Here is a 19680-nt window from a genome sequence, read left to right on the forward strand (position 1 = left end):
TCTCGCCGGTTCAGGCATCATCACGCGAGAACGAATTGTGCATATTGAGGCTGGCGTCAAACAGGACCTTATCCAGCAGGTCGTCCGTTTCCCGTTTCAGCAGGTCTGCAATTTCGGCATTAGCGCCCTCCAGCAGTTCGTAAACGCGGGAATCTTCCATGTTGTTCGCCGCGTCTTCACCCAGCTCAGCCACCGCCCGGTCGGTACGCGCCACAATCTGTAAAGCCGCCGCCACGACCTTCTGCTGGTAACGCTCCACGTGCGGAATCGTCTGATGATAGTGGGCGTCCACCAGGGCGGCAATAATCCGATTGGCCCAATAGTGATGTTCGGTGGTGACCCGCTGGGTCGTCGCCTCCAGATACCCCGGGGTGTGCCGCACGTTGGCATAGAACGGCACCAGGGCGTTGAACGGCATTGCTCCGTAGGCTATCCAGTTCAGCCCGGTGGTGGCGGCGGGTTTTTCGGGACGAATCTGGAGGGCAGCCACGAAATTCGTGCGGTTGATCCCAATCGGGCGATACATACCGCGCTGGTCAGCGCCGCCTATCAGAGCCTGTTCCGCCCTCGCGTAAGGATTAAACGGGGTGCCTTGATAGTGGTAGGACTGGGTGTATTTCACGTCCTCCATAGTGATGAGGCGTTCTGGAATCAGGCACCAATCCAGGTCGTCTGAATCCGGGCGGGAATCCCCGTGGAAACCAAACCGAGACACGTCCGTGGGATTGAGGAACCGTTGCAACGCCCACACTCGCGGCGTGTTGTAGGTGTGATCCGAATCCGATCGCGACCCGAAAGCTAGGCGAGGATTGAAACGCTGAGCCGGCTGGCCGTCTGTTTGCGCGGTATCCAGATGATTATCCGCCACGAATTCCCGCAAATCGGGCGAGCACAGGTAATCGCGCCCCTCCCCGAGGGCATCGTCAAAATCGAAGTCGTCCAGGCTGAACTGGTTTGCGATGACGGCATAGCATTCCTCCGGCAAGCGACGCGCCAACCAGTGATGTCCCCCCACCGTCTCGAGCCACCACACGTCGTCGTTATCGGCAAAACCGATGCCGTTCATCTCGTAAGTGCCGTACTGTTGCAGCAACTCCCCCAAACGCAGCACGCCTTCACGAGCCGTCTTAATGTAGGGCAGCACCAACACCACCATGTCTTCTTCTCCGATACCGCCGGGCTGTTCCGGCACAAAACCGTCCTGGCCCTCCTCACCTTGGGCTTCGCGTAACTCAACCAGCGGGTCGGCGCCCAGCACACGCTCGTTCGAGGTCAGCGTCTCGGTGGCGGTCATCGAGACGCGAGCCGAGTTGATCCCCGCGCCCGCCCACAGGCCTTTGTGGGTATCAGCATCGGGGAAACGGGTGTAGCGCAAACCGGTTTCCGGCAGAGGAATCTCCACGTGGGACAGAACCGAACGGTAGGTTTTTGGCAAATCCTCGGGTGCTATGACCTCAAATCGTTTCGCCTCAAAAGAGCCGTGTCCCGAGTCGTCGGTCCGGGCCATAATCGTCGACCCGTCCGCCGAAGCCTTTTTCCCAACCAAAATCGTCGTGCAACCCATGTGTTTTCGCCTTTCTCATACTTGCTGGTGACTGTACCCAGTCTGCCAATATCTTAAAACGTTTAGGCATCTGATGCTGAGGGAAAGTCTATCTGAGGAACTATTGCCAGCGGCAAAGTCATAGGATGTATAGGGACAGACTCAAGGAGTGACTATGCACAAAGATAATCCAGACATTGGCCCCAAGCCCGGAAAGCCGTTTCGCGTCCAGCACGTCCAGCAGTACTTCTCAGCCGGACGTCCGCTGACGATGCTGACCGCCTACGACGCGATTACCGCGAGGATTATTGATTCGGCCGAAATCGACATGATTTTGGTCGGGGATTCTTACGGGACCACTATGTTGGGAATGTCCTCCACCGTCGGGGTGACCTTAGACGATATGGTTCGCGCCACTGCCGCGGTCGCGGCAGGGGCTTCCCGAGCTTTGGTTGTGGCGGATATGCCTTTTGGGTCTTACGAGTCCAGCCCCGCCCAAGCCGTGGATACTGCGGTCGCGTTGGTGCGTGCCGGAGCTGCCGCGGTGAAGCTGGAAGGGGGACGTCGTATCCTACCCCAGGTCAAAGCCATCGTGGATGCGGGTATCAACGTGATGGGGCATCTCGGTTTCACCCCGCAGTCCGAAAACCACTTGGGCGGCAAACGCATGCAGGGGCGTGCCGACGCCGCTCCGGCCTTGGTTGCGGACGCGTTGGCTTTGCAAGAGGCGGGGGTGTTCTCGATTGTGTTTGAGATGGTTCCCGCCGCGACCACTCGCGCCGCTATTGACCAGCTCAACGTGCCCATCATCGGTATCGGCGCTGGTCCAGACGCTGCCGGGCAGGTCCTGGTGTGGACTGACATGGCGGGAATGCAGGACTGGAAACCCTCGTTCGCCCAGGTGTTCGGTCAAGTGGGGGCAGAGCTGAAACACGCTGCCCAAAGCTACCGTGATGCCGTGGTGAACCGGACTTTCCCGGCCCCGGAAAACTACCATGAAAACTAGGCCATCCCCGAGAAGCGACCTGAGAACTTTTGAATCGAAAGAATGACTACCGTGTTACACAAGAAAACTCGAACTGACGAACTGGCCCGCCGCGCACCCTTGGGAAATCTGAAACCGGGACGCATTTCCGCTACCTTGCCAGTCCCCTCTCACATTGACCGTCCGGAATATATGTTTCACGACGGCCCGGAACGGGTCACGGCCTCCGACGTTAAAAGCGAGGAAACGATTGAAAAAATCCGCCAAGCTGGGCGTATCGCGGCCGACGCCATCGTGGAGACCGCCAAGTACATCGCTCCTGGCGTGACTACCGATGCTTTGGACCGGGTGGCGCACGAGTTTATTTGTGATCACGGCGCCTATCCGTCCTGCCTGGGCTATATGGGATTTCGTAAATCCATCTGCACCTCGGTCAATGAATGTATCTGCCACGGAATCCCGGACGACCGGCCGCTGGATGAGGGCGACATCATCAACCTGGACATCACCGCTTACAAGGACGGGGTCCACGGCGATACGTGTGCCATGTTCCCGGTCGGGACGATTGACCCCGAATCCCAGCAGCTCATCGACTGCACCAAAGAAGCCATGATGCGCGCCATTAAGGTCTGCAAACCGGGACGTTCCATCAACGTTATCGGGCGGATTATCGAGTCCTACGCCAGCCGGTTTGAATACGGAGTAGTGCAGGATTTCACCGGCCACGGCGTCGGCGAGGCCTTCCACAGCGGGCTGATTATTCCGCACTACGATTCCCCCCGCTATGACACGGTTATGGAAGAAGGCATGGTTTTCACCATTGAACCGATGCTCACTATGGGCTCAATCGCTTGGGAACAGTGGCGGGACGGCTGGACCGTAGTGACCCGTGACCGCGGACGTACCGCCCAATTTGAACACACCCTCGTGGTGCGCGAGGACGGCGGAGAGATTCTCACCTGGCCCAGCAACCATCAGGATTGATTTTCTTTTGTACTGTCCAAAGTCCCTGGCGAGTACGTGATTTTTACCGGTACCAGGCTGTGATTTGGTGAAATCACGGCCTTTACCCTAGAGTATTTGCCAGTTCATCCCCACGCGAAAGGGACTTTTGTGGCAACTGGATTTGGGATTGATGTTGGCGGCTCCGGTATTAAAGGCGCCTATGTAGATTTGGAAACTGGCGATTTCATTGGCGATCGCCTGAGAATTAAAACCCCGGCACACTCGACCCCCCAGGCCGTGGCGGAAGTGTGCCGTCAGATTATTGAGGAAAAGGGCGTTCCTGAGGATATGCCGTTGGGCCTGACGATTCCGGCTCCGGTTAAGAATGATTTGGTTCCGTTTATTGCTAATCTTGACCAGGGGTGGGCTGGCATTGATGTCCGCGTCCTGTTGCGCAAGTACACCGGTCACATGGTCAAGTGTGTGAATGACGCTGATGCTGCAGGTTACGCAGAAGTCCGTTACGGGGCGGCCCGCGATGTGCCCGGCCTGGTCATCGTCACCACTTTGGGCACCGGAATTGGCACCGCGCTCATTTATAACGGGATTCTGGTTCCTAACAGCGAACTGGGTCACATCGAGATTGACGGCAAAGACGCGGAGAGCCGCGCTTCCTCCGGGGTAAAGTCAGCCAAGAAACTGTCATTTAAGCAGTGGTCCAAGCGCCTGCAAAAATACTATTCGCGGCTGGAGATGCTCTTTAGCCCCGATTTGTTCGTGGTTGGCGGCGGCGTGTCCCGCCAGCACGACAAGTTCCTGCCCCTGCTGGATCTGAAGACCCCGATTATCCCCGCTCAACTGCGTAACCAGGCTGGTATTGCGGGGGCTGCCGCGCTGGCCGCTGGGGTGTAAACCGAGCTAATGGCTGTTTCGCTCCGGGGTGCTGCGGCGCCCCGGAGCGTTTTGCATTGGGTAGTGCCGGCGAACCCGAAACTGCCATTGCCCGGCGAGGCCGCCTCCCCCGCTTGTGCCCCGGCAGTTGCGAACCAGCTGATTTGAGCGGAAAAGCCGGGCGTAAGCCGGATTCTGTAACGCGCTTTGTTGCCGCCGCGCGCCGGTAGCCATTTCTCTGGAAGGCCGGTTACCCGACCTCTCTAGCAGCCTACCCGCAGGCTTTGAACGGGCCGCCCAGCCTGCTGCTTGGCCTTGCTCCGGGTGGGGTTTACCCTGCCACGCCTGTCGCCAGTCGCGCGGTGAGCTCTTACCTCGCCTTTTCACCCTTACCCCGCCGTGCATAAGCCCGGTGGGGCGGTTTCGCTTTCTGTGGCACTGTCCCGCGGGTCACCCCGGGTGGCCGTTAGCCATCACCCTGCCCTATGGAGTCCGGACTTTCCTCGGGCTCATCGAATGACTCGCCCGCGGCTACCTGCCCGGCTTTTCCGCCCGATTATTGTACTACTTACGCACTAAAATAACTTCGTGGTCCTCGCTGACGATGACATCATCAGGAGCCGCGATGTTTAAACGCGAGATTTCCGCCATCGAAAATTCCAAATCCATCCCGACCGACTGGTTCCCGCTGACCGCTACTACCCCGATTCCTCCGGTCGCCCGTTTGCAAGTTTCGTATTCCCGCAGCAATTCGGCGGGTAGGGTGGCGGCCAGTTCGTCTCGCTGGGTTTGCTGGCCGGTCAGTTCCTGCTGCAGTTCGCCGGCAGCGCTGCCCGCTTCGGCTTGTGCTTCGTCGAATTCAACAGCCAGTTCCGCCCGGCGATTTGCCACCAGCTTCACTTTTTCACTAGCGCGTTCCAGCGCGTCCAACGCGTCCAGGGCGCTATCTTCCAGTTCGCCCTGACGCGTCGCTAACTGAGCGAGTTCAGCTTGGATGCGTTCCATCTCTTTGGGACTCAACTGACCCGAATCCAAGCGTTCGCGTTGAGTTTTCGCCCGCTCCTGAACCTTGCTGACCTCCCCTTCGGCTTGCTTCAAAGCCCGGTTCAAGTCGTTGCGGGCGGAAGTCGCCAAAGCCAGCACGGAGCGCAGCTTGTCCTGCTCAGCTTTGATTTGTTCCAGACGCGCCGCGGCCGGAATGCTGGCCAGAGAGTGTTTCAAACCGGCAATCTTTCGATCCAGGACCTGCAGGTCCAAAAGTTTTTCTTGGTCTTCGGGCGCAGCTTTCATTGACTTCTTCCTTGCAGATTCTCGGGGTCGTTTTCTAAATCGTAGCTTGATTTCGGCTATTAGTTTATCGAACCGCAGCCGGCATCGTCCGGCTCAGTTTCGTCCTCGGTGACGGTGGAGATATAGGCGTCCCAGGGTTCGGAAATGACCGTGCTGATTTTCGTTTCCAGGGGTTTGTCGATTTCACCGGCCCACAGGTTCAACGTGGTTTCTAAACGGGGCAGCCACATCCATTCACTGGCCCAATGCGACGGCATGATGAGGGCGGGCGCCCCGTCCATCTCCAGGAAATCTAGCGCCGGGTGGTGACGCAAATCGGCGGTCACGAACACATCCGCGCCGGCATCTAAGGCTGCGGGCAGCAGGGATTGACCCGACCCGCCACTGACCGCCACCGTCTTGACGGCGCGGTCAAAGTCCCCCGCCACCAGCAAACCTGCTGGTGAATCGGGTAATAGGTTTGCCAGTCGGCTGGCGACCTCCCCCACCGTGGTGGGCGTGACCGGACCGACTCGTCCGATGCCCAAGGACGTGTCGGCGGGGGCGGGCTGCAGCGGCCGCCAGGTCTGCGGGTTGAGTCCCGCTGCTTGGGCCAGGGCTTCCGCCACCCCATCACGTGCCGAGTCCGCGTTGGTGTGGGCGTTAAAAAGGGCTGCCCCGCCGCAAATCAGGCGATGTACCACCCGGCCTTTGGCAGTATCAGTAGACACAAAAGAAGTGCCGCGCAGGAACAGGGGGTGGTGTGTAATGACCAGCTGCGCCCCCCACTCGAGGGCCTCGTCCACGACCGGCTCGACCGGGTCCACGGCGAGCAGAACCCGGGTCACCGGGTCACCCCGATCCCCGCAAATCAGCCCGACCCGATCCCAATCTTCCTGTAGCGCGGGCGCAAAACGCGCATCCATCCACTCACAAATTTCGCCTACGGTCAATACCTCATTACTCATGTGCTCATCATACCGGGTATGTGAGTTAATTACATGCTAAATTGGAGCTAAGAAATTGAAAACTATAAGTCCGGAATAAAGAAAAATATTCTCTCATTATCCTGAGTACAGGACTTTATAATTTCCTGCTGAGATTTTTTCATATCTTGACTTAGATTATACAAATTCGGTTCTTTGACAAAGAAGTTATGCTGCTCTGCGGTCTCTCCAAATCTCCATGTAACCCCATTTTCAAAAGAAAGGACATTATCCTCCAAAGTCGTTCCAAATGGGAATACAATACCGTAATTTTGTCCGCTATCGGAATCGATGATGCAAATTGCATTTTCAGATTGTACCAGTTTTAACTTCCCGTGGCCGAGATCGATAAATTGAGAAGGTCTTTTACTCCATGTAAAGAAAGTTACTCCACCTGCATCATGTTTCTCGATTCCAAAATCCATGGCATTATCGACGTCAGCATTTCCGTTTTCAACTTCGGGATGTACTGTCGTATCGCCTTCATTCATAGAACAGGCAGGCAGAAATATTACGGAGCCGGCTAAAAGAAAACCGGAAAATACATAAACGGGGAATTTTAATCTAAACATCTTAGCCCACCTTTAAGGTCGTACCTGTTACCGATTCAGCTTTTGATATCGTCGTAAAGTAAGAGTGCACAGTTCCATCAGAGAATGTAACGAGCCCTCCATGGATACCTGCGGCTCCACCACTACTAAACCATGGTCCACCAGAATCCCCAGCTTGCGTAGCGCCCATTTTCGTGTACATCTTTCCACATCGTGGAACACCTCCGCAAACATACCCCGACACAGAATCGTATATCCGGCGTGATGATGTTTCGCCTTTAAAAGCAAGCTTTTGCCCGATTGAAGGCGTAAACTTCCACGTTACGGTGGTTAACCCGCCATTGGGAAGACTCCAGAATTGAGGTGCAGTTACGTAGCCTGCGGCGGAGAGAAAACCGGCGTCCGTAGCATTATTTACTACCCGGGTAACCCTGGTCAGGGCAATCTTTGAATTCGACATCCCGTAAACTATCGGTGAGGTTCCTACTAAACAATGTCCAGCGGTAAGAATACCACTCGGATATCTTGGTTTAGAAGCGGTGAAACCTGTGGTGCAATATCCAATATTATTACCAGAGATACGGCCGCCCCCATAAAGCGCCTGTTCTTCTCGCTTAACATTGCCCATATTCACGTCGATTTTTAGCTTTGCGAGGAGTTTAGGATTGTCTGTGTTTAACAATTTTGAGCTAAGGTCTGTGGCACTTCTATCCTGTAAATGGTCAGAAATAGACTCTAGACCAAAAATCAAATCTGATTTGAATTTTTGCTGCACAGAATTATCAATTTGTAAACCTATACTAGGGGTAGTCGGATCAATGGTTGTAAATACGGAATCCGAATCTTTTACCCCGACAGCGCTTTCAATATGCCGAACCAGAAAGGCCGCTGCATCGAATAATTCTTTTTGTGAATAACCAGTATTCTCATCAACTTTGAAGTCAGCAGCAAACTTTTTGGCAGCGAGTTCTACTTCTAGGGGCATCTCACCTTTTACTCCCATAACGAATTTATTAGTTTCTTGATCCCACTTACCAAAAGAAAATATTTCAGGATACTTTTGCTCGAATCTGGTCATGAAATCCTGTGAATTAATTGAATCCTTCACCAGTGAAGTATCGCCTACACCCAATGCCGGAGCATTTCCAAGACAAACCAGAGAAAATCCTACTACAAAAATGGATATTATTTTGGAATACATTGCATCCTCCCCCGGCTTTAGGAAATATAATTACAATTTTACAGTCATATTACGCATTCTGTCAATGTTTTTTAACATTCTCGTAGCGTTGCATGGAGCGACTTATACTCGTCTTACCAATCCAGCTATCTTGGTATGATTCAACAGTGGTTGATTATTCTCCGATGAAATTCCTGCAAGCAGCCGCTTTACGCCATCCTGGGCGCACTTCGATGATTTGGATTGCCCAGGGAGTCAGCGCTGAAACCATCGCTGCGTCCAGTTTTGCCCCGCCGACTTGGAACGTGGCCCAAACACTGGCGCGCGCCACCAAGCTGGCACTCCAGTTCCGGTCTTGGGGCGTTGCGCCCGGCGAGCGCGTGGTCGTGATTGGGAAAAACTCCCCGTGGCACCTACTGACTTTCGTGGCCGCCGCGGCCATTCCGGCGATTACAGTGCCGTTGGATCAAAACCTGCCAGCCCCGGAGTTGGCAAAAATCCTGGCGCATTGTGAACCGAAAATCATCATTTGTGACCCCGCCCAGCACGAAAAACTGACGGGCTGCGACCTCACCGCGAACCCTCGCCCCCGCCTCGTGACGTACTCTGAGCTGGAGGATTGCCTAGAGCCGAGCGACGACTCGACCCCGCCCGTGACGTTGGCGCTCGCGGCCACCAAAATGCTCGACAACCTGCCCGAATGTGGGGAGGACGTGCCCGGCGCGATTATCTATACATCCGGCACCGCCGCTCACCCAAAAGGCACCCTGCTGACGTACAAAAATATGTGGTGGGGCTGCACGAATTTCCGCGAAGTGTTTGAGTATTCTCCGGCCACCGTCGAGGCGGTCACGGCTCCCCTGTCACATATCGGCGGATTCAACGGCACGACGACGGATATTTTTTCCCACGGCGGAACGGTCGTCATTTTTGAGAAGTTCGATTCGGTTGCTGTCCTCGCCGCTATCGAGAAGTATAGGGTCGAGATGATGTTCGCGGTGCCAACCATGTACCGGATGCTGGTGCGCGAGGTCCGGCAGGCGGCGCAATCCGGGCGGCCGGTGGACACGTCACGGTTCACGAAAGCCCTGGTGGGCGGCGCGCCGTGGGATGAACAGCTAGCCGCTGACATGATTGGCTTGGGGTGGAACCCCATCAACATTTGGGGCATGACCGAGCAAAGCGCTTCAGGAGCCGCCCTGACCACGGACGTCATGGCGGGTCGCGAACTGGCGGTAGGCCGGGCATTTCCGCATACCGAGCTGCGTATCGTTGACGGAGCGGAAAAACCGGTCGAACCTGGGGTCATTGGCCAGCTGGAATGCCGCGGCCCCAGCGTGACGCGGGAATACTTCCGTAATCCGGAACTGAACGCCGCCCTCATTGACCCGCAAACGGGTTGGTTACGGACCGGGGATCTGGGATTTTTTGATGCTGACGGTTTCCTTCACCTGGTGGGACGCCTGACCGACACGATTAACTCCGGCGGGGAAAAGGTGTTTTCCCAGCGGGTCGCCGCGGTGCTCTCGCGTCATCCGGGGGTGTCAGAAGCGCGGGTCGTCGGGGTTCCCGACCCGACTTGGGGTGAAATCGTGGCCGCAGTGGTGGTGCAAACCCCAGACATACCCGAAAACACGGAACCACTCAGCTTGGAACAACTCCAAGACTTTGCCCGCCCTCACCTGACGAAAGCGGAACTCCCTCGAGCCTTGCGCCTCGTGAGCCACATACCGTTGAACTCGAACGGAAAACCTGACCGGCAAGGGCTTTTGGCGCTGTTCCAATAACCCCCGAAACACCCGCTCGCACCCTCAGGCGCGCGATTACCGCTGTTTTTCCCTCTCCACGACCGCTTCGGCTTCTTGACGAGCCGGCGGACGGTCCTGGTCCAGATGCGCAAACTGGGGCGGAATGAAACGTTCGTAGTGCCGCATCGCCTGGGCCCAGAGCTTGCCGGCACGATAAGAGGAACGCACCAGCGGCCCCGACATACACGCGGCAAACCCCATGTCCAACGCCAGCTCCTTGAGCTGCACAAATTCTTCGGGCTTGACCCAGCGCACCACCGGCAGGTACCGCTCAGAGGGACGCAAGTATTGGGTCAGGGTTAAGATATCTACCCCCGCGTTCAGCATATCGCGCATGGTCGCTTCGATTTCCTCGGGTTCTTCGCCCAGCCCCAGCATCAGGTTCGACTTCGTGATGAGCCCGAACTGTTTGGCTTGAGTGATGACGTCCAGGGAGCGCGCGTAGGTGAACGCGGGACGCACCGTGTGCATCAGGCGAGCCACCGTTTCCAAATTGTGGCCAAAGACCTGGGGCTCGCTGGCAAAGACTTCCTCCAGGGCGGCGGATTTGCCTTGAAAATCATCGACCAGCAGTTCCACTCCGGTTTCGGAACAGAGCGCGCGAATCTGGCGTACCGACTCGGCGTAAAGCCACGACGCCCCGTTTTCCAGGTCGTCGCGAGACACCCCGGTGACCGTCACATACTTCAGCCCCAGATGTTTGACCGTTTCGGCGAGGCGGCGCGGCTCGTCACGGTCGTAGCCCTCCGGCTTGCCCGAAGCCACATCACAAAACCCGCACCGGCGCGTACACAAGGCCCCACCAATGAGGAAAGTCGCCTCCCGGTCTTCCCAACATTCAAAAATGTTGGGGCATCCCGCTTCGGCGCAAACCGTGTGCAGCCCCGCCCCCTGCATGAGGGAACGCATTTCCTGGTATTCCGGCCCGGCTTTTGCCACCACCCGCAGCCAGCGCGGATGGTCCTCACGAGGTTGGCGCGCGTTGGCCACTTCCAGGCGCAACGGTTTACGGTGCTGCGCGGACTCCAGCGTGGACATAGTGGCTCTCTCTCAGTCGGTTTGGGGACATTCTCTGTCCATTTTACCCACGTTTCCCTCCGGCCTCACCACCGTTCCCGCGACAGTCCACACGCGACAAAACAATCCGGGAACCTCACCACGCAGTGAAGTTCCCGGAAAGTCTGTTGGCCCGGTCGGGCTAGCGCGCTACGAACACCGGATTGTCGGCGAAAGCCTCGTCAGCAGCGGTGTTGGCGGCGATGTAACCAAAGACCAGCGCGGCCCCGATGGAGGTGCCTCCGGCCGTATAGGTGTGGCCGATGACCGACTTGGTCGTGTTGCCGGCCGCCATCAGACCGGGGATAACACTGCCGTCCTCACGCGTGACGCGGGCTTTGGTGTCGATGACCAAACCGCCGGCCGTGCCGATGTCGCCGGGGTACACCTGGGTGGCATAGAACGGACCCTTTTCCAAGCGTCCCAGCGAGGGGTTCGGCTGATGGTAGCGGTTGGCATAGAACTTGTCGTGTTCGTTTTCGCCACGATGGAAGTCCTCGTCGATGCCGCGGTCAGCGAAACCGTTGAACCGCTCAATCGTCTCGGCTAGGGCTGCTTGTGGCACGTCGATGGCTTCGGCCAGCTCATCCAGGGTGTCGCGGCGCACCAGGGCGCCCGATTCGTAATAGAGGTCGGGCAGTTCCACGCGGGGCATATGACCGTAGGCAAAGAAGTATTTGTCACGGAACTGCTGATCGAAAATCAGCCATGCCGGCATGTTTTCAGCGTCGCCCTCGCCTTTCCCAAAGATGCCGCCGTACAGGCCTTGACCGGCCGCGCAATAGGGCAGGGCTTCGTTCATGAACCGCTTGCCCTTGCCGTTGACCATGAGGGTGTGCGGCAGGGAACGGTCGGGAATGATGAAGCGTTCCTCGTCCTCAATCACGATGGGCTGGAACCCCTCGGTGCGCGGCAGCTTGATGACCGGCGACCAGATGGCGTCAGCCATGTTGTCGATGGCCGCGCCATGTTTCATGCCCAGTTCGATACCGTCGCCCGTGTTGCCTTCCACACCCACGGTCCAAGTGCCGGTGATGGGGTGGCGCTGGTACTTTTGCCGCATCGCTTCGTTGCGTTCAAAGCCGCCACAAGCCAGGATAACGCCGTGGGTCGCGTTGATTTGGTACCGGGTACCGTTGTGTTCCAGCACGACGCCGGTCACGCGCTCCTCCCCTTTGCCTTTCTTGCCTGCTTCGCCGCCCTCGGTGAGGAAGTCCACCAGGGCGTTTTGCAGTTTCACTTCCACTCCCTCACGCAGGACGGAGTACATAATGGCAGCGGTCAAGCCGGCGCCCATAGTGAGCGGGCGCTCGCCTTTGGCAAAGTGTTTCAGGTTGCGCCACAACAGTTTCATGCCTCGCACCCAAGGGCGCAGGTCGGTCATTGCCAGCAGCAAATCGGCCGAATCATAGGAGTTCATATCCACCGGAGACATCGGACGGAAGTACGCCTTGACATGCGTTTTCTCCCACGGCCCCAGCAAGCGGGTATCGAAAGCGCCCGCTTCGACGCCGCGCCCGGTCTTGGCCGCGCCCGGGGCGTCCAGCCAATAGTCGGGGTAGCCTTCCATCCGCCTAAACTCCAAGTAGGGGCACGAAGCGGTGAGGAAGTCCATGCACTTCTTGCCTTCCTCCAGGAAGGTGTCAATCATTTCATCGCTGGTGCAGTCCCCCACCGTTGCTTTCATGTATTGGCGGCCCAGGTCAGTAGAATCCGAGCCTCCGAGTCGGGCGAAAACATTGTTTCCGGGTACCCACACCATGCCGGCGGATTTGGAGGTCGAACCTCCCCACTGGTCGCTTTTTTCGACCATCAATACTTTCAGACCACGCCTCGCGGCGGTCAGAGAAGCGGACAGGCCGGCAGCTCCGGAACCAACGACGATGACGTCATAGGTATCTTTGCTGGGACGGCCAAAGGGTTTACGAGCTGAAGACTTCTTTGTGTTCATAAGCTAAATGCTAGACCACTTCGACGGCTCGCGTCAGGGTCTTCAGTCCCTAAATTTTTTGAAAACGGAGCCAGCAGAGGGGTGAGTTTCGCGGTGAGCTGGTCCACCAGGACTTTTGCGGCGGTGTCGAAGTCCGTTTCGATTCCCTCCTCGAAGAGGGAGGTGACCCCGGCATCGTTGAGCCCACAGGGAATGATGCCCGTGAAAGCGCGATTGAAATCCGGGTGAATGTTGAGCGCCAGCCCGTGCAGGGTCGCGTTTTGCACGACTTTCAAGCCGATGGCGCACAGTTTGCGGTCGCGTCCCGTCCCCCGCTCGGCGGCGGTGCGCCCCGCGGCGTCACGGTAGCGCAGCCACACTCCCGCACGGCCCTTCACGATCTCAACGTCCAAGCCCCAAGTGCCGCGAACCGCGTCGATGACCGCGCCCTCAACCGCGCGAATGTAGGCAATCAGGTCCACCGGCTCGCGCAGCCTCACCACCGGATAGACCACCAGCTGACCCGGCCCGTGCCAGGTGAGCGACCCGGCTCGGTCGGTGCGAATGACCGGCAAGTCTTTGTTGATGAGGTCACTGTCGTGGGTGTTGCGCCCGGCGGTATAGGTCGGTTCGAACTGTCCCAAGATGAGGGTGTGGTCAAGTTCCCCGTCGCGCACCTGTGCCCAGGTGTCGCGCTGAATCTGGTCCGCTTCCTGGTAAGACACCAGCCCTCTGGGCAGCAAATTTTCCACTCGCACGGGGTTTACTCTATCGTGTCGAGCGTGTTCGAGTGCGAATCGGACAATCTGGGCAGGGTTTTCCCCGCAATCTGGCGGGGAATTACAAGCAAAAATGTTTGGAGAGGACACGGTTAACGATCAACGATAGTCCGCTTTCTCCTGATAACTCTGATGCCCAGAGTATCTGGGCCATCTACCATCAGGCAACGAAGCCTATCAAGATTACCTAGACTTACCAACCGTGCGCTCTCATCCAGAGTTATTTACAGTTGACGATGCCTATTAAATAAAATAGCTAGCCATTTTTTGTATGGTTTCTATCCAACGATCTAATGCGCGTTTTCGGGCGGCGCTGCCCCTCACGGGTTCGAGTCCCCAACCCCTTTAAATATTTTCGGACGGGATGAACCCGCCCGACAAAAAAGTGGACCCAGAGAGACTCAGTGATTTTGCTACGCAAAATCACCACCCGCTCGAAATCTTCGATTTCTCACGCCAGCGCCTGAAAACGCTCCCGCGTTTTCGGGCGGCGCTGCCCCTCACGGGTTCGAGTTCCTCTGGCCCGTAAATTGTTTTGTGAGGATGGGGATAAACCCCATCCTCACAAAACACTGGTGGACCCAGAGGGACTCGAACCCCCGACATCCACGGTGTAAACGTGGCGCTCTAGCCAACTGAGCTATAGGTCCTGAAGGTTGGCGCGAAACGCCAACACAAGACTATTGAGAATAACATTTGCCACGGCAAGTTGCGAAACGACCAGCCCGAATCACTCCGCAAAAATAATCTCTCCACCACCTCTGGGCTCCCCCAACGGCAGGCTTGTATCCGAAGGCCACCCCACGTCTTCTGCAGTTCCCGCGACAACGACTCTTTTACCGTTGTAAGGAACCCACTCGGGGGTGGTATCAACACTGTCTACGCCCGGATAATAAGCACCCACACAGAGCAGCTTCGCCGAACCAGTTTGCATGCCGCTTCCATCCCCGCTCATGCCTGTCACTGTTTGTGTCCCATCAAAGACCAGAATCGCGTATTTTTCGTACTTAAATGTCCCGCTATAGTCGGGATTTGGCTCTGGGACACCTTGAAAACCAACTAGCTCCGCGTGATTCATAATCCGGATGGTGCCTTCAAACACCTGCTTGCCTTGGGCTTTGGCCGCTGCAATAGCCTTGGCTTTCTGATTCGCAGATTTACCCCCTGCGGGCTGCTTAGCCCCCGCAGTTCCGGCCGGCCCCGCCAGCTTCTGCAAGGCGGAACGATCCGAAACATCCAACCACTGCAGTTCGGCTCCATCCCCACCCAAAACTGGAGTGGACTCACCAATCGTGAAGTCACAATTTTCGCTCTCTACCAGTTCGGAGCCTTGCAACACCATACGATTGCAGTGCCACTGGGGATTCGAGGCGCTGCCAAGGACTTGAATAATCCCATTCCCCGTTTTACTCCCCATAATGGAGGCCCGCGTTCCTCCACCCGCGGCAACCCCATCCAGGAGGACCTTAGACGGCGCTATAAACGGATTTCCCGACCCGTCCGCAGAGAAAACTTGCACATTGAGCAGGCCATTACCATCGTCTGCACCGAATAGCAGTTCTGGAATACCGTCCCCATTCATCTCAGTCAGGGCGTATTTATACGCTCCGCTTGAATTATCCAGATCTAAAGCAGTCAGATACTTGGCAGGGGCATCCAGTATTTCGGTGTACTGTTCAAAGGCTGTTTGCAGTTTCTGAGCCTGTGAACCCTTCTGGACTGTCGCGGTTTTTCCTGCAGCCGAGGACGTCCCGGCAGCTCCCTCACCGCCGGCGGACCCCTTCCCGAGCAACACCACCAACAAAATAATCCCGGCAACCAATAACAGTGCCAACGCAACTATGATGCCAATCAACGGCACATTACGGCTCTTTGTGACCGCATCCCCCTCAGGAGGTGAGGTCGGCGTGGGGTTGGATTCAGACGGAATCGGTGCGGGCGGCATCGGGTCAGACATAACTTCCTACTTTCTGCATGACGGCATGTTTATGTTAGCATCACCAAAACGCCCTCCGTTATAGTCTGGCAGACGATTTTCCGCAGCCTTAGAATCTGGACGACACTAGGCCACGGTTTTCGCGAGGCGAAAAATCTCTGGGGAGCAAAACCGGTTTCCCGCTGAAACTTCGCAGTATCCTAATCGTGATGGTTAAAGTATCCGCCCGCAGTCTATTTCCCCAGTACGGCGAAGCATTCTTCCGTATTCCGGCCCTCGTGCTCACCTCCGAGGATTCGGTGCATCCACATCGCTTGCTGGCATTCTTTGATTCACGGCCCGACTTCCATGACCTTCCCGGCCCCATCTCCTTGCTGACCTGCTCTAGTGATGACTTGGGGATTTCCTGGACACCCTATGTTCCGTTGGTTTCAGCCCGTGACGGGTGGGGTTTTGGCGATGCTTGCCCGGTGGCCTTGCAGGATGGAGGGATTCTTTGCGGTTACGTGGCAAGTCAGGGAATGAATTTCTGGGATGATGCCGCGGCAGGAAACAACTGGAAACTTTACGTCTGTTTGAGCGAGGACACAGAAACCTGGTCCCACCGAGACATCACCGCGCAGCTGTGGACTGAGGAGACTGGGAACCTTTTCTTTGCATCCGGAAATGGCATTCAGCTCACAACTGGCTCGCACCGGGGACGGATTCTTCTGCCGATGGTGGAACGTCGGGTTAACTCCTCAGACATCAAAGCCCTCATCGTGTTTTCTGATGACGGCGGAGCCACCTGGCAACGTGGCGGGACCTTGCTTGGTGGGGACGAAAGCAAGCTGTTGGAACTTCCCCACGGAGATATTTTGATGAGCTCCCGCGCTTATCCGCAACGCCTGTGGGCGCTCTCAACCGATGGCGGGCAAACTTTGACGATGCGGACCTTGCAGGTAAAGGACCCCGGTTGCAACGCAGGATTAGCGATGTATCAAGGAACACTGGTCCTCACCAGCCTCGACCCGCCCGAGGAGCCTCCGGAGGCACGTCCCCACCAGGATCTGGACCCGTCTCGCGGAAAGAGCCACGACCAATTGCAAGACTGGTTTTCTCGCAAGAACTTGGTTGTCCGACTGGGAACCCTCCCGGAGCCACCCACGAGCCCTCTCGACCCCGCTGAGATTAGCTGGGGTGAGCCCCACGTCATCGACCCGGGTCCCGCCGCCTACTCCGTGTGCGCCGCGCTTGGCGACCGGATTGCCGTGATGTGGGAGACCGGTCAGCAGAGCGGGGGGTCGCGCTCCCCCTACGGGTCCATTGCCTTCACCACTCTCGAATAGGCTATATCACCGATAGACCGCAACCGCACCTCGGTTCGATTCACGCCCCGAATCATCGTAAAAGGCAGGTCATTTCACTCAGCGCGACTGTAACCGGCATGGATATACTTGCTCTTTGTGTCTCATTCTCACTCAATCTCTCGGATTTCTCGGACTCAAGAGGCTTCGACGACTTCTCCCGCCTCGCGCCTAGCGATGATGGTTGCCCTGGGCTTGATTACGGTCTTGACCTTGGCAGGAGTGGTTTGGCTCTGGCCCGATTGGCATCATCTGCAGGAAGTCCGCCAGATGAACTTCAGTTTCGCGACCGCTCCGGGAGTTTCCTACGAACGTGCCAACATCGTGAAACTCGAACCGAAGTGTCGAGACACCGACATCGCCCCTTCTGACGTCCAAAGCCACCTGGACGACTGCGTCCGCCTGACGGTGCGCCTGACCAGCGGACCGGATTCCGGCCAAGTCACCACCCTGGAAGCGGTCGGACCCGGCGCGCATTCGGAACTGGCTCCCGGCGACACGATCCAAGTCATGCGCTCACCCGGGGAAAAACCCGGCACTGCCAGCTACACTTTCACCGGCGTCCCCCACGACCTGCCGATTATCCTCTTTGCCGTCCTGTTCGCCGTGGTAGTTCTAGCGGTCGCTCGCACAAAAGGAGCGCTTTCGCTGGTGGGACTGGCTTTCGCGACCGTGGTGATTGTGTACTTTATGCTGCCTTCCCTGGCCAGCGGACGGCCCGGCATTTGGGTCGGAGTGGTCGGATCATGTGCCATCATGCTCATCGTCATTCACGTCGCCCACGGCATATCTATGCGGACCGCATCCGCCCTGCTGGGCACCGTATGTGGGTTGGGGCTTTCGGCCTTGCTGGGCGCCATCGCGGTGAAAAGCGCGCACATCTCGGGTTACATCGACGAAACGTCCTTTGACCTGGCCGCCGCCATTCCGCAACTCAACATGAGCCAGCTGTTCGTCGCTGCCACTATCCTGGCTGGGCTGGGGGTACTGAACGACGTGACCATCACCCAAGCCTCGGCGGTGTGGGAACTGAGATTGGCCGCCCCGACCTACACCCGCCGCGAAATCTATCAAAGTGCCATGCGTATCGGCCGAGACCACATCGCTTCGACGATTTACACCATTGTTTTTGCCTACACCGGCGCCGCGCTTTCTACGGTGATGCTCATCGTTTTGTTCTTTGAACGCTCACTCAGCGACCTCTTCACGACGGAGGCCCTCGCCGCCCAAGCCTTGCAAATATTGGCTTCCGGCTCCGCCCTCATTGCCAGCGTCCCCATCACCACCGCTATCGCCACCCTGGCGGTACGCAAGCCCACCGAGCCGAGCGAACCCGACCGACCTTGTGCACCCAACCGACCTTGTGAACCCGACCCGAAAGAATCTCTTGACAAGCTCTAAAAAGAGTACCTAACAAAATTAGCGGTTACATTTAGGTTTCTGGATAGAACTGCCGTATCCGTTCAGTGAAAAAGGTTTCCGATTTCGTCCTGTGGAATAGCGGGGGGACGCTTATAGACTTTTGCACGGTTCTCAATGGTGAGCGCTACCACTACGAGCTTTTCATCATAGATTTTGCAGATGATTCGGTACTGGCCTACGCGATACCTCCACAGTCCTCGCATATTTCCGGTCAGGCTCTTCCCCCTCGCACGCGGGTCACCTTTGCTCACAACGTCATCCAAGAAGTTCCATATCCGCCGGCCAACCGACTTATCAAGTTTCTGGAGCTGTTTTTGAGCAACGATGGTGAAATATAGCGACCAGCCAGAGTTAGAATCCAAGCTCACGCTTCACCTGTTCCGCGCTGACCAAACCCAAATCGCCCGATTCCACTTTGTCCACCAGGTCAACCGCAAGATAATAATCCTCCAGGTCATCCAGATACTCTTCCAGAGCCTGACGGATATAAAAAGATGCTGGCCGGCGCGTCTGTTCGCTCAAAGCATCCAGGCGTTGCTTGGTTTCCTGGGGCAAACGCAGGCTCAACACTTCACTCATGTAAACAAGTATACAACTGTCCTTTCCCGCCGACCAGAGCGGGCAAGGAATCGTAGAGCGAAGTTCGGCTCACCGGGCAGATTGAAAATCGCTTCGAGGTGAACTATCAGAGCACGATTCTCTGCTAGTTCGTGCTCACACGCCGGTTTACCTTCAGAATCTAGGAATGCCTGATTTGCCAATGTTTTATACGCAAAGTCATCTTCGTTATGCAATCCTTCCGAAAACACCGACAGATTCAAGGAGACATGGGCTATCTAAACAAATCGTCAGAGAAATGCCAATACTTCTTGAAACTCCCGCTGTGGTGATGCGGAGCCTTACTCAACCTTCAAGAGTTGTCTGTATGCTTCCCCAGGTTGATAACAATCGACTTCCATTGATCGCGGTGATTAATCTCGGGTTACATGACAAATTGTGTGTCTGGGGGGTTAGTCCCATGTGTTGTTGTAGGGGGTGGTGTGGTGGAGTTCG

Annotated in this window: 19 protein-coding genes, 1 tRNA gene and 1 other RNA gene; 8 read left to right on the forward strand and 13 right to left on the reverse strand. The window is 56.7% G+C overall.

Annotated elements, in window-relative coordinates; all coding sequences use genetic code 11:
• Positions 1-10: 10 nt before the first annotated feature.
• Positions 11-1564 (reverse strand): C69 family dipeptidase, encoded by a 1554-nt coding sequence (locus RDL66_RS04620; protein ID WP_308535531.1) that lies wholly within the window; start codon positions 1562-1564, stop codon positions 11-13.
• A 154-nt stretch (positions 1565-1718) separates the two neighbouring features.
• Between RDL66_RS04620 and panB the strand changes: the two genes are divergently transcribed.
• The 4 genes from panB to RDL66_RS04640 all read left to right on the forward strand — a co-directional run bounded on the left by panB (position 1719) and on the right by RDL66_RS04640 (position 4532).
• Complete coding sequence (gene panB, locus RDL66_RS04625; RefSeq protein WP_308535533.1) at positions 1719-2549, forward strand: 3-methyl-2-oxobutanoate hydroxymethyltransferase; 831 nt, start codon at positions 1719-1721, stop codon at positions 2547-2549.
• Positions 2550-2591: 42 nt separating this feature from the next.
• Positions 2592-3512 carry a type I methionyl aminopeptidase gene (gene map, locus RDL66_RS04630; RefSeq protein ID WP_308535535.1) on the forward strand — a complete coding sequence of 307 codons (921 nt, stop codon included), beginning with the start codon at positions 2592-2594 and terminating at the stop codon, positions 3510-3512.
• Between the two features lie 129 nt (positions 3513-3641).
• Entirely contained in the window at positions 3642-4385 is a 744-nt protein-coding gene (ppgK, locus tag RDL66_RS04635) for a polyphosphate--glucose phosphotransferase (protein ID WP_308535537.1), read from the forward strand.
• A gap of 9 nt (positions 4386-4394) precedes the next feature.
• On the forward strand, positions 4395-4532 hold the full coding sequence (locus RDL66_RS04640) for a hypothetical protein (RefSeq protein WP_308535538.1): 138 nt from the start codon (positions 4395-4397) through the stop codon (positions 4530-4532).
• 1 nt (position 4533) lies between these two features.
• Here RDL66_RS04640 and rnpB read toward each other — a convergent pair.
• The 5 genes from rnpB to RDL66_RS04665 form a co-directional block, all read right to left on the reverse strand.
• An RNA gene (gene rnpB, locus RDL66_RS04645) (RNase P RNA component class A) lies at positions 4534-4911 on the reverse strand.
• A gap of 17 nt (positions 4912-4928) precedes the next feature.
• Positions 4929-5654 carry a hypothetical protein gene (locus RDL66_RS04650; protein WP_308535540.1) on the reverse strand — a complete coding sequence of 242 codons (726 nt, stop codon included), beginning with the start codon at positions 5652-5654 and terminating at the stop codon, positions 4929-4931.
• A gap of 59 nt (positions 5655-5713) precedes the next feature.
• Complete coding sequence (locus tag RDL66_RS04655) at positions 5714-6601, reverse strand: Nif3-like dinuclear metal center hexameric protein (protein ID WP_308535541.1); 888 nt, start codon at positions 6599-6601, stop codon at positions 5714-5716.
• A 62-nt stretch (positions 6602-6663) separates the two neighbouring features.
• Positions 6664-7191: a hypothetical protein gene (locus RDL66_RS04660; protein ID WP_308535542.1), complete on the reverse strand. Its 528-nt coding sequence runs from the start codon at positions 7189-7191 to the stop codon at positions 6664-6666.
• A 1-nt stretch (position 7192) separates the two neighbouring features.
• On the reverse strand, positions 7193-8371 hold the full coding sequence (locus tag RDL66_RS04665; RefSeq protein ID WP_308535543.1) for a hypothetical protein: 1179 nt from the start codon (positions 8369-8371) through the stop codon (positions 7193-7195).
• A gap of 146 nt (positions 8372-8517) precedes the next feature.
• Between RDL66_RS04665 and RDL66_RS04670 the strand changes: the two genes are divergently transcribed.
• Positions 8518-10137 (forward strand): AMP-binding protein, encoded by a 1620-nt coding sequence (locus RDL66_RS04670; RefSeq protein WP_308535544.1) that lies wholly within the window; start codon positions 8518-8520, stop codon positions 10135-10137.
• A gap of 36 nt (positions 10138-10173) precedes the next feature.
• Here RDL66_RS04670 and lipA read toward each other — a convergent pair whose 3' ends face one another.
• The 5 genes from lipA to RDL66_RS04695 all read right to left on the reverse strand — a co-directional run bounded on the left by lipA (position 10174) and on the right by RDL66_RS04695 (position 15880).
• The gene (gene lipA / locus RDL66_RS04675; protein WP_308535546.1) at positions 10174-11196 is read right to left on the reverse strand and encodes a lipoyl synthase; all 1023 of its coding nucleotides are present in this window, start codon (positions 11194-11196) and stop codon (positions 10174-10176) included.
• A gap of 160 nt (positions 11197-11356) precedes the next feature.
• Positions 11357-13165, reverse strand: coding sequence for an FAD-dependent oxidoreductase (locus RDL66_RS04680; protein WP_297724115.1), 1809 nt, complete (start codon positions 13163-13165; stop codon positions 11357-11359).
• A complete protein-coding gene (gene lipB, locus RDL66_RS04685) occupies positions 13162-13902 on the reverse strand; it encodes a lipoyl(octanoyl) transferase LipB (protein WP_308535547.1) in 741 nt (246 codons plus the stop codon). Before lipB ends, RDL66_RS04680 begins: the two co-directional genes overlap by 4 nt.
• Positions 13903-14496: 594 nt before the next feature.
• A tRNA-Val gene (locus RDL66_RS04690) sits at positions 14497-14573 on the reverse strand.
• 80 nt (positions 14574-14653) lie between these two features.
• The gene (locus RDL66_RS04695) at positions 14654-15880 is read right to left on the reverse strand and encodes a hypothetical protein (protein WP_297590956.1); all 1227 of its coding nucleotides are present in this window, start codon (positions 15878-15880) and stop codon (positions 14654-14656) included.
• A 188-nt stretch (positions 15881-16068) separates the two neighbouring features.
• On the opposite strand from RDL66_RS04695, the gene RDL66_RS04700 reads away from it, so the two are divergent.
• Both RDL66_RS04700 and RDL66_RS04705 read left to right on the forward strand, forming a co-directional pair.
• Entirely contained in the window at positions 16069-17187 is a 1119-nt protein-coding gene (locus RDL66_RS04700; protein WP_297590953.1) for a sialidase family protein, read from the forward strand.
• Positions 17188-17304: 117 nt separating this feature from the next.
• Positions 17305-18606 (forward strand): YibE/F family protein, encoded by a 1302-nt coding sequence (locus RDL66_RS04705; protein WP_297590950.1) that lies wholly within the window; start codon positions 17305-17307, stop codon positions 18604-18606.
• A gap of 62 nt (positions 18607-18668) precedes the next feature.
• Here RDL66_RS04705 and RDL66_RS04710 read toward each other — a convergent pair whose 3' ends face one another.
• Together RDL66_RS04710 and RDL66_RS04715 are read right to left on the reverse strand one after the other, a co-directional pair.
• Positions 18669-18995: a type II toxin-antitoxin system RelE/ParE family toxin gene (locus RDL66_RS04710; protein ID WP_297590947.1), complete on the reverse strand. Its 327-nt coding sequence runs from the start codon at positions 18993-18995 to the stop codon at positions 18669-18671.
• A complete protein-coding gene (locus RDL66_RS04715) occupies positions 18979-19206 on the reverse strand; it encodes a DUF6290 family protein (protein ID WP_296183459.1) in 228 nt (75 codons plus the stop codon). The genes RDL66_RS04710 and RDL66_RS04715 overlap by 17 nt, the downstream gene beginning before the upstream one ends.
• Before the next feature lie 181 nt (positions 19207-19387).
• On the opposite strand from RDL66_RS04715, the gene RDL66_RS09030 reads away from it, so the two are divergent.
• A partial coding sequence (locus RDL66_RS09030) for a hypothetical protein (RefSeq protein ID WP_374042905.1) occupies positions 19388-19680 on the forward strand: 293 nt, incomplete at its 3' end.

The organism is uncultured Mobiluncus sp., assembly GCF_902488535.1.
Classification (GTDB): Bacteria; Actinomycetota; Actinomycetes; order Actinomycetales; family Actinomycetaceae; genus Mobiluncus.

Excerpts from the sequence above, each read along its gene's own strand:
- RDL66_RS04640 (WP_308535538.1), top strand. The coding sequence starts at position 4,395 with ATGGCTGTTTCGCTCCGGGGTGCTGCGGCGCCCCGGAGCGTTTTGCAT.
- RDL66_RS04665 (WP_308535543.1), bottom strand. The coding sequence starts at position 8,371 with ATGTATTCCAAAATAATATCCATTTTTGTAGTAGGATTTTCTCTGGTT.
- RDL66_RS04700 (WP_297590953.1), top strand. The coding sequence starts at position 16,069 with ATGGTTAAAGTATCCGCCCGCAGTCTATTTCCCCAGTACGGCGAAGCA.
- RDL66_RS04715 (WP_296183459.1), bottom strand. The coding sequence starts at position 19,206 with ATGAGTGAAGTGTTGAGCCTGCGTTTGCCCCAGGAAACCAAGCAACGC.
- RDL66_RS04680 (WP_297724115.1), bottom strand. The coding sequence starts at position 13,165 with ATGAACACAAAGAAGTCTTCAGCTCGTAAACCCTTTGGCCGTCCCAGC.
- RDL66_RS04660 (WP_308535542.1), bottom strand. The coding sequence starts at position 7,191 with ATGTTTAGATTAAAATTCCCCGTTTATGTATTTTCCGGTTTTCTTTTA.
- RDL66_RS04695 (WP_297590956.1), bottom strand. The coding sequence starts at position 15,880 with ATGTCTGACCCGATGCCGCCCGCACCGATTCCGTCTGAATCCAACCCC.
- map (WP_308535535.1), top strand. The coding sequence starts at position 2,592 with ATGACTACCGTGTTACACAAGAAAACTCGAACTGACGAACTGGCCCGC.
- RDL66_RS04650 (WP_308535540.1), bottom strand. The coding sequence starts at position 5,654 with ATGAAAGCTGCGCCCGAAGACCAAGAAAAACTTTTGGACCTGCAGGTC.
- panB (WP_308535533.1), top strand. The coding sequence starts at position 1,719 with ATGCACAAAGATAATCCAGACATTGGCCCCAAGCCCGGAAAGCCGTTT.
- RDL66_RS04620 (WP_308535531.1), bottom strand. The coding sequence starts at position 1,564 with ATGGGTTGCACGACGATTTTGGTTGGGAAAAAGGCTTCGGCGGACGGG.
- RDL66_RS04655 (WP_308535541.1), bottom strand. The coding sequence starts at position 6,601 with ATGAGTAATGAGGTATTGACCGTAGGCGAAATTTGTGAGTGGATGGAT.
- lipA (WP_308535546.1), bottom strand. The coding sequence starts at position 11,196 with ATGTCCACGCTGGAGTCCGCGCAGCACCGTAAACCGTTGCGCCTGGAA.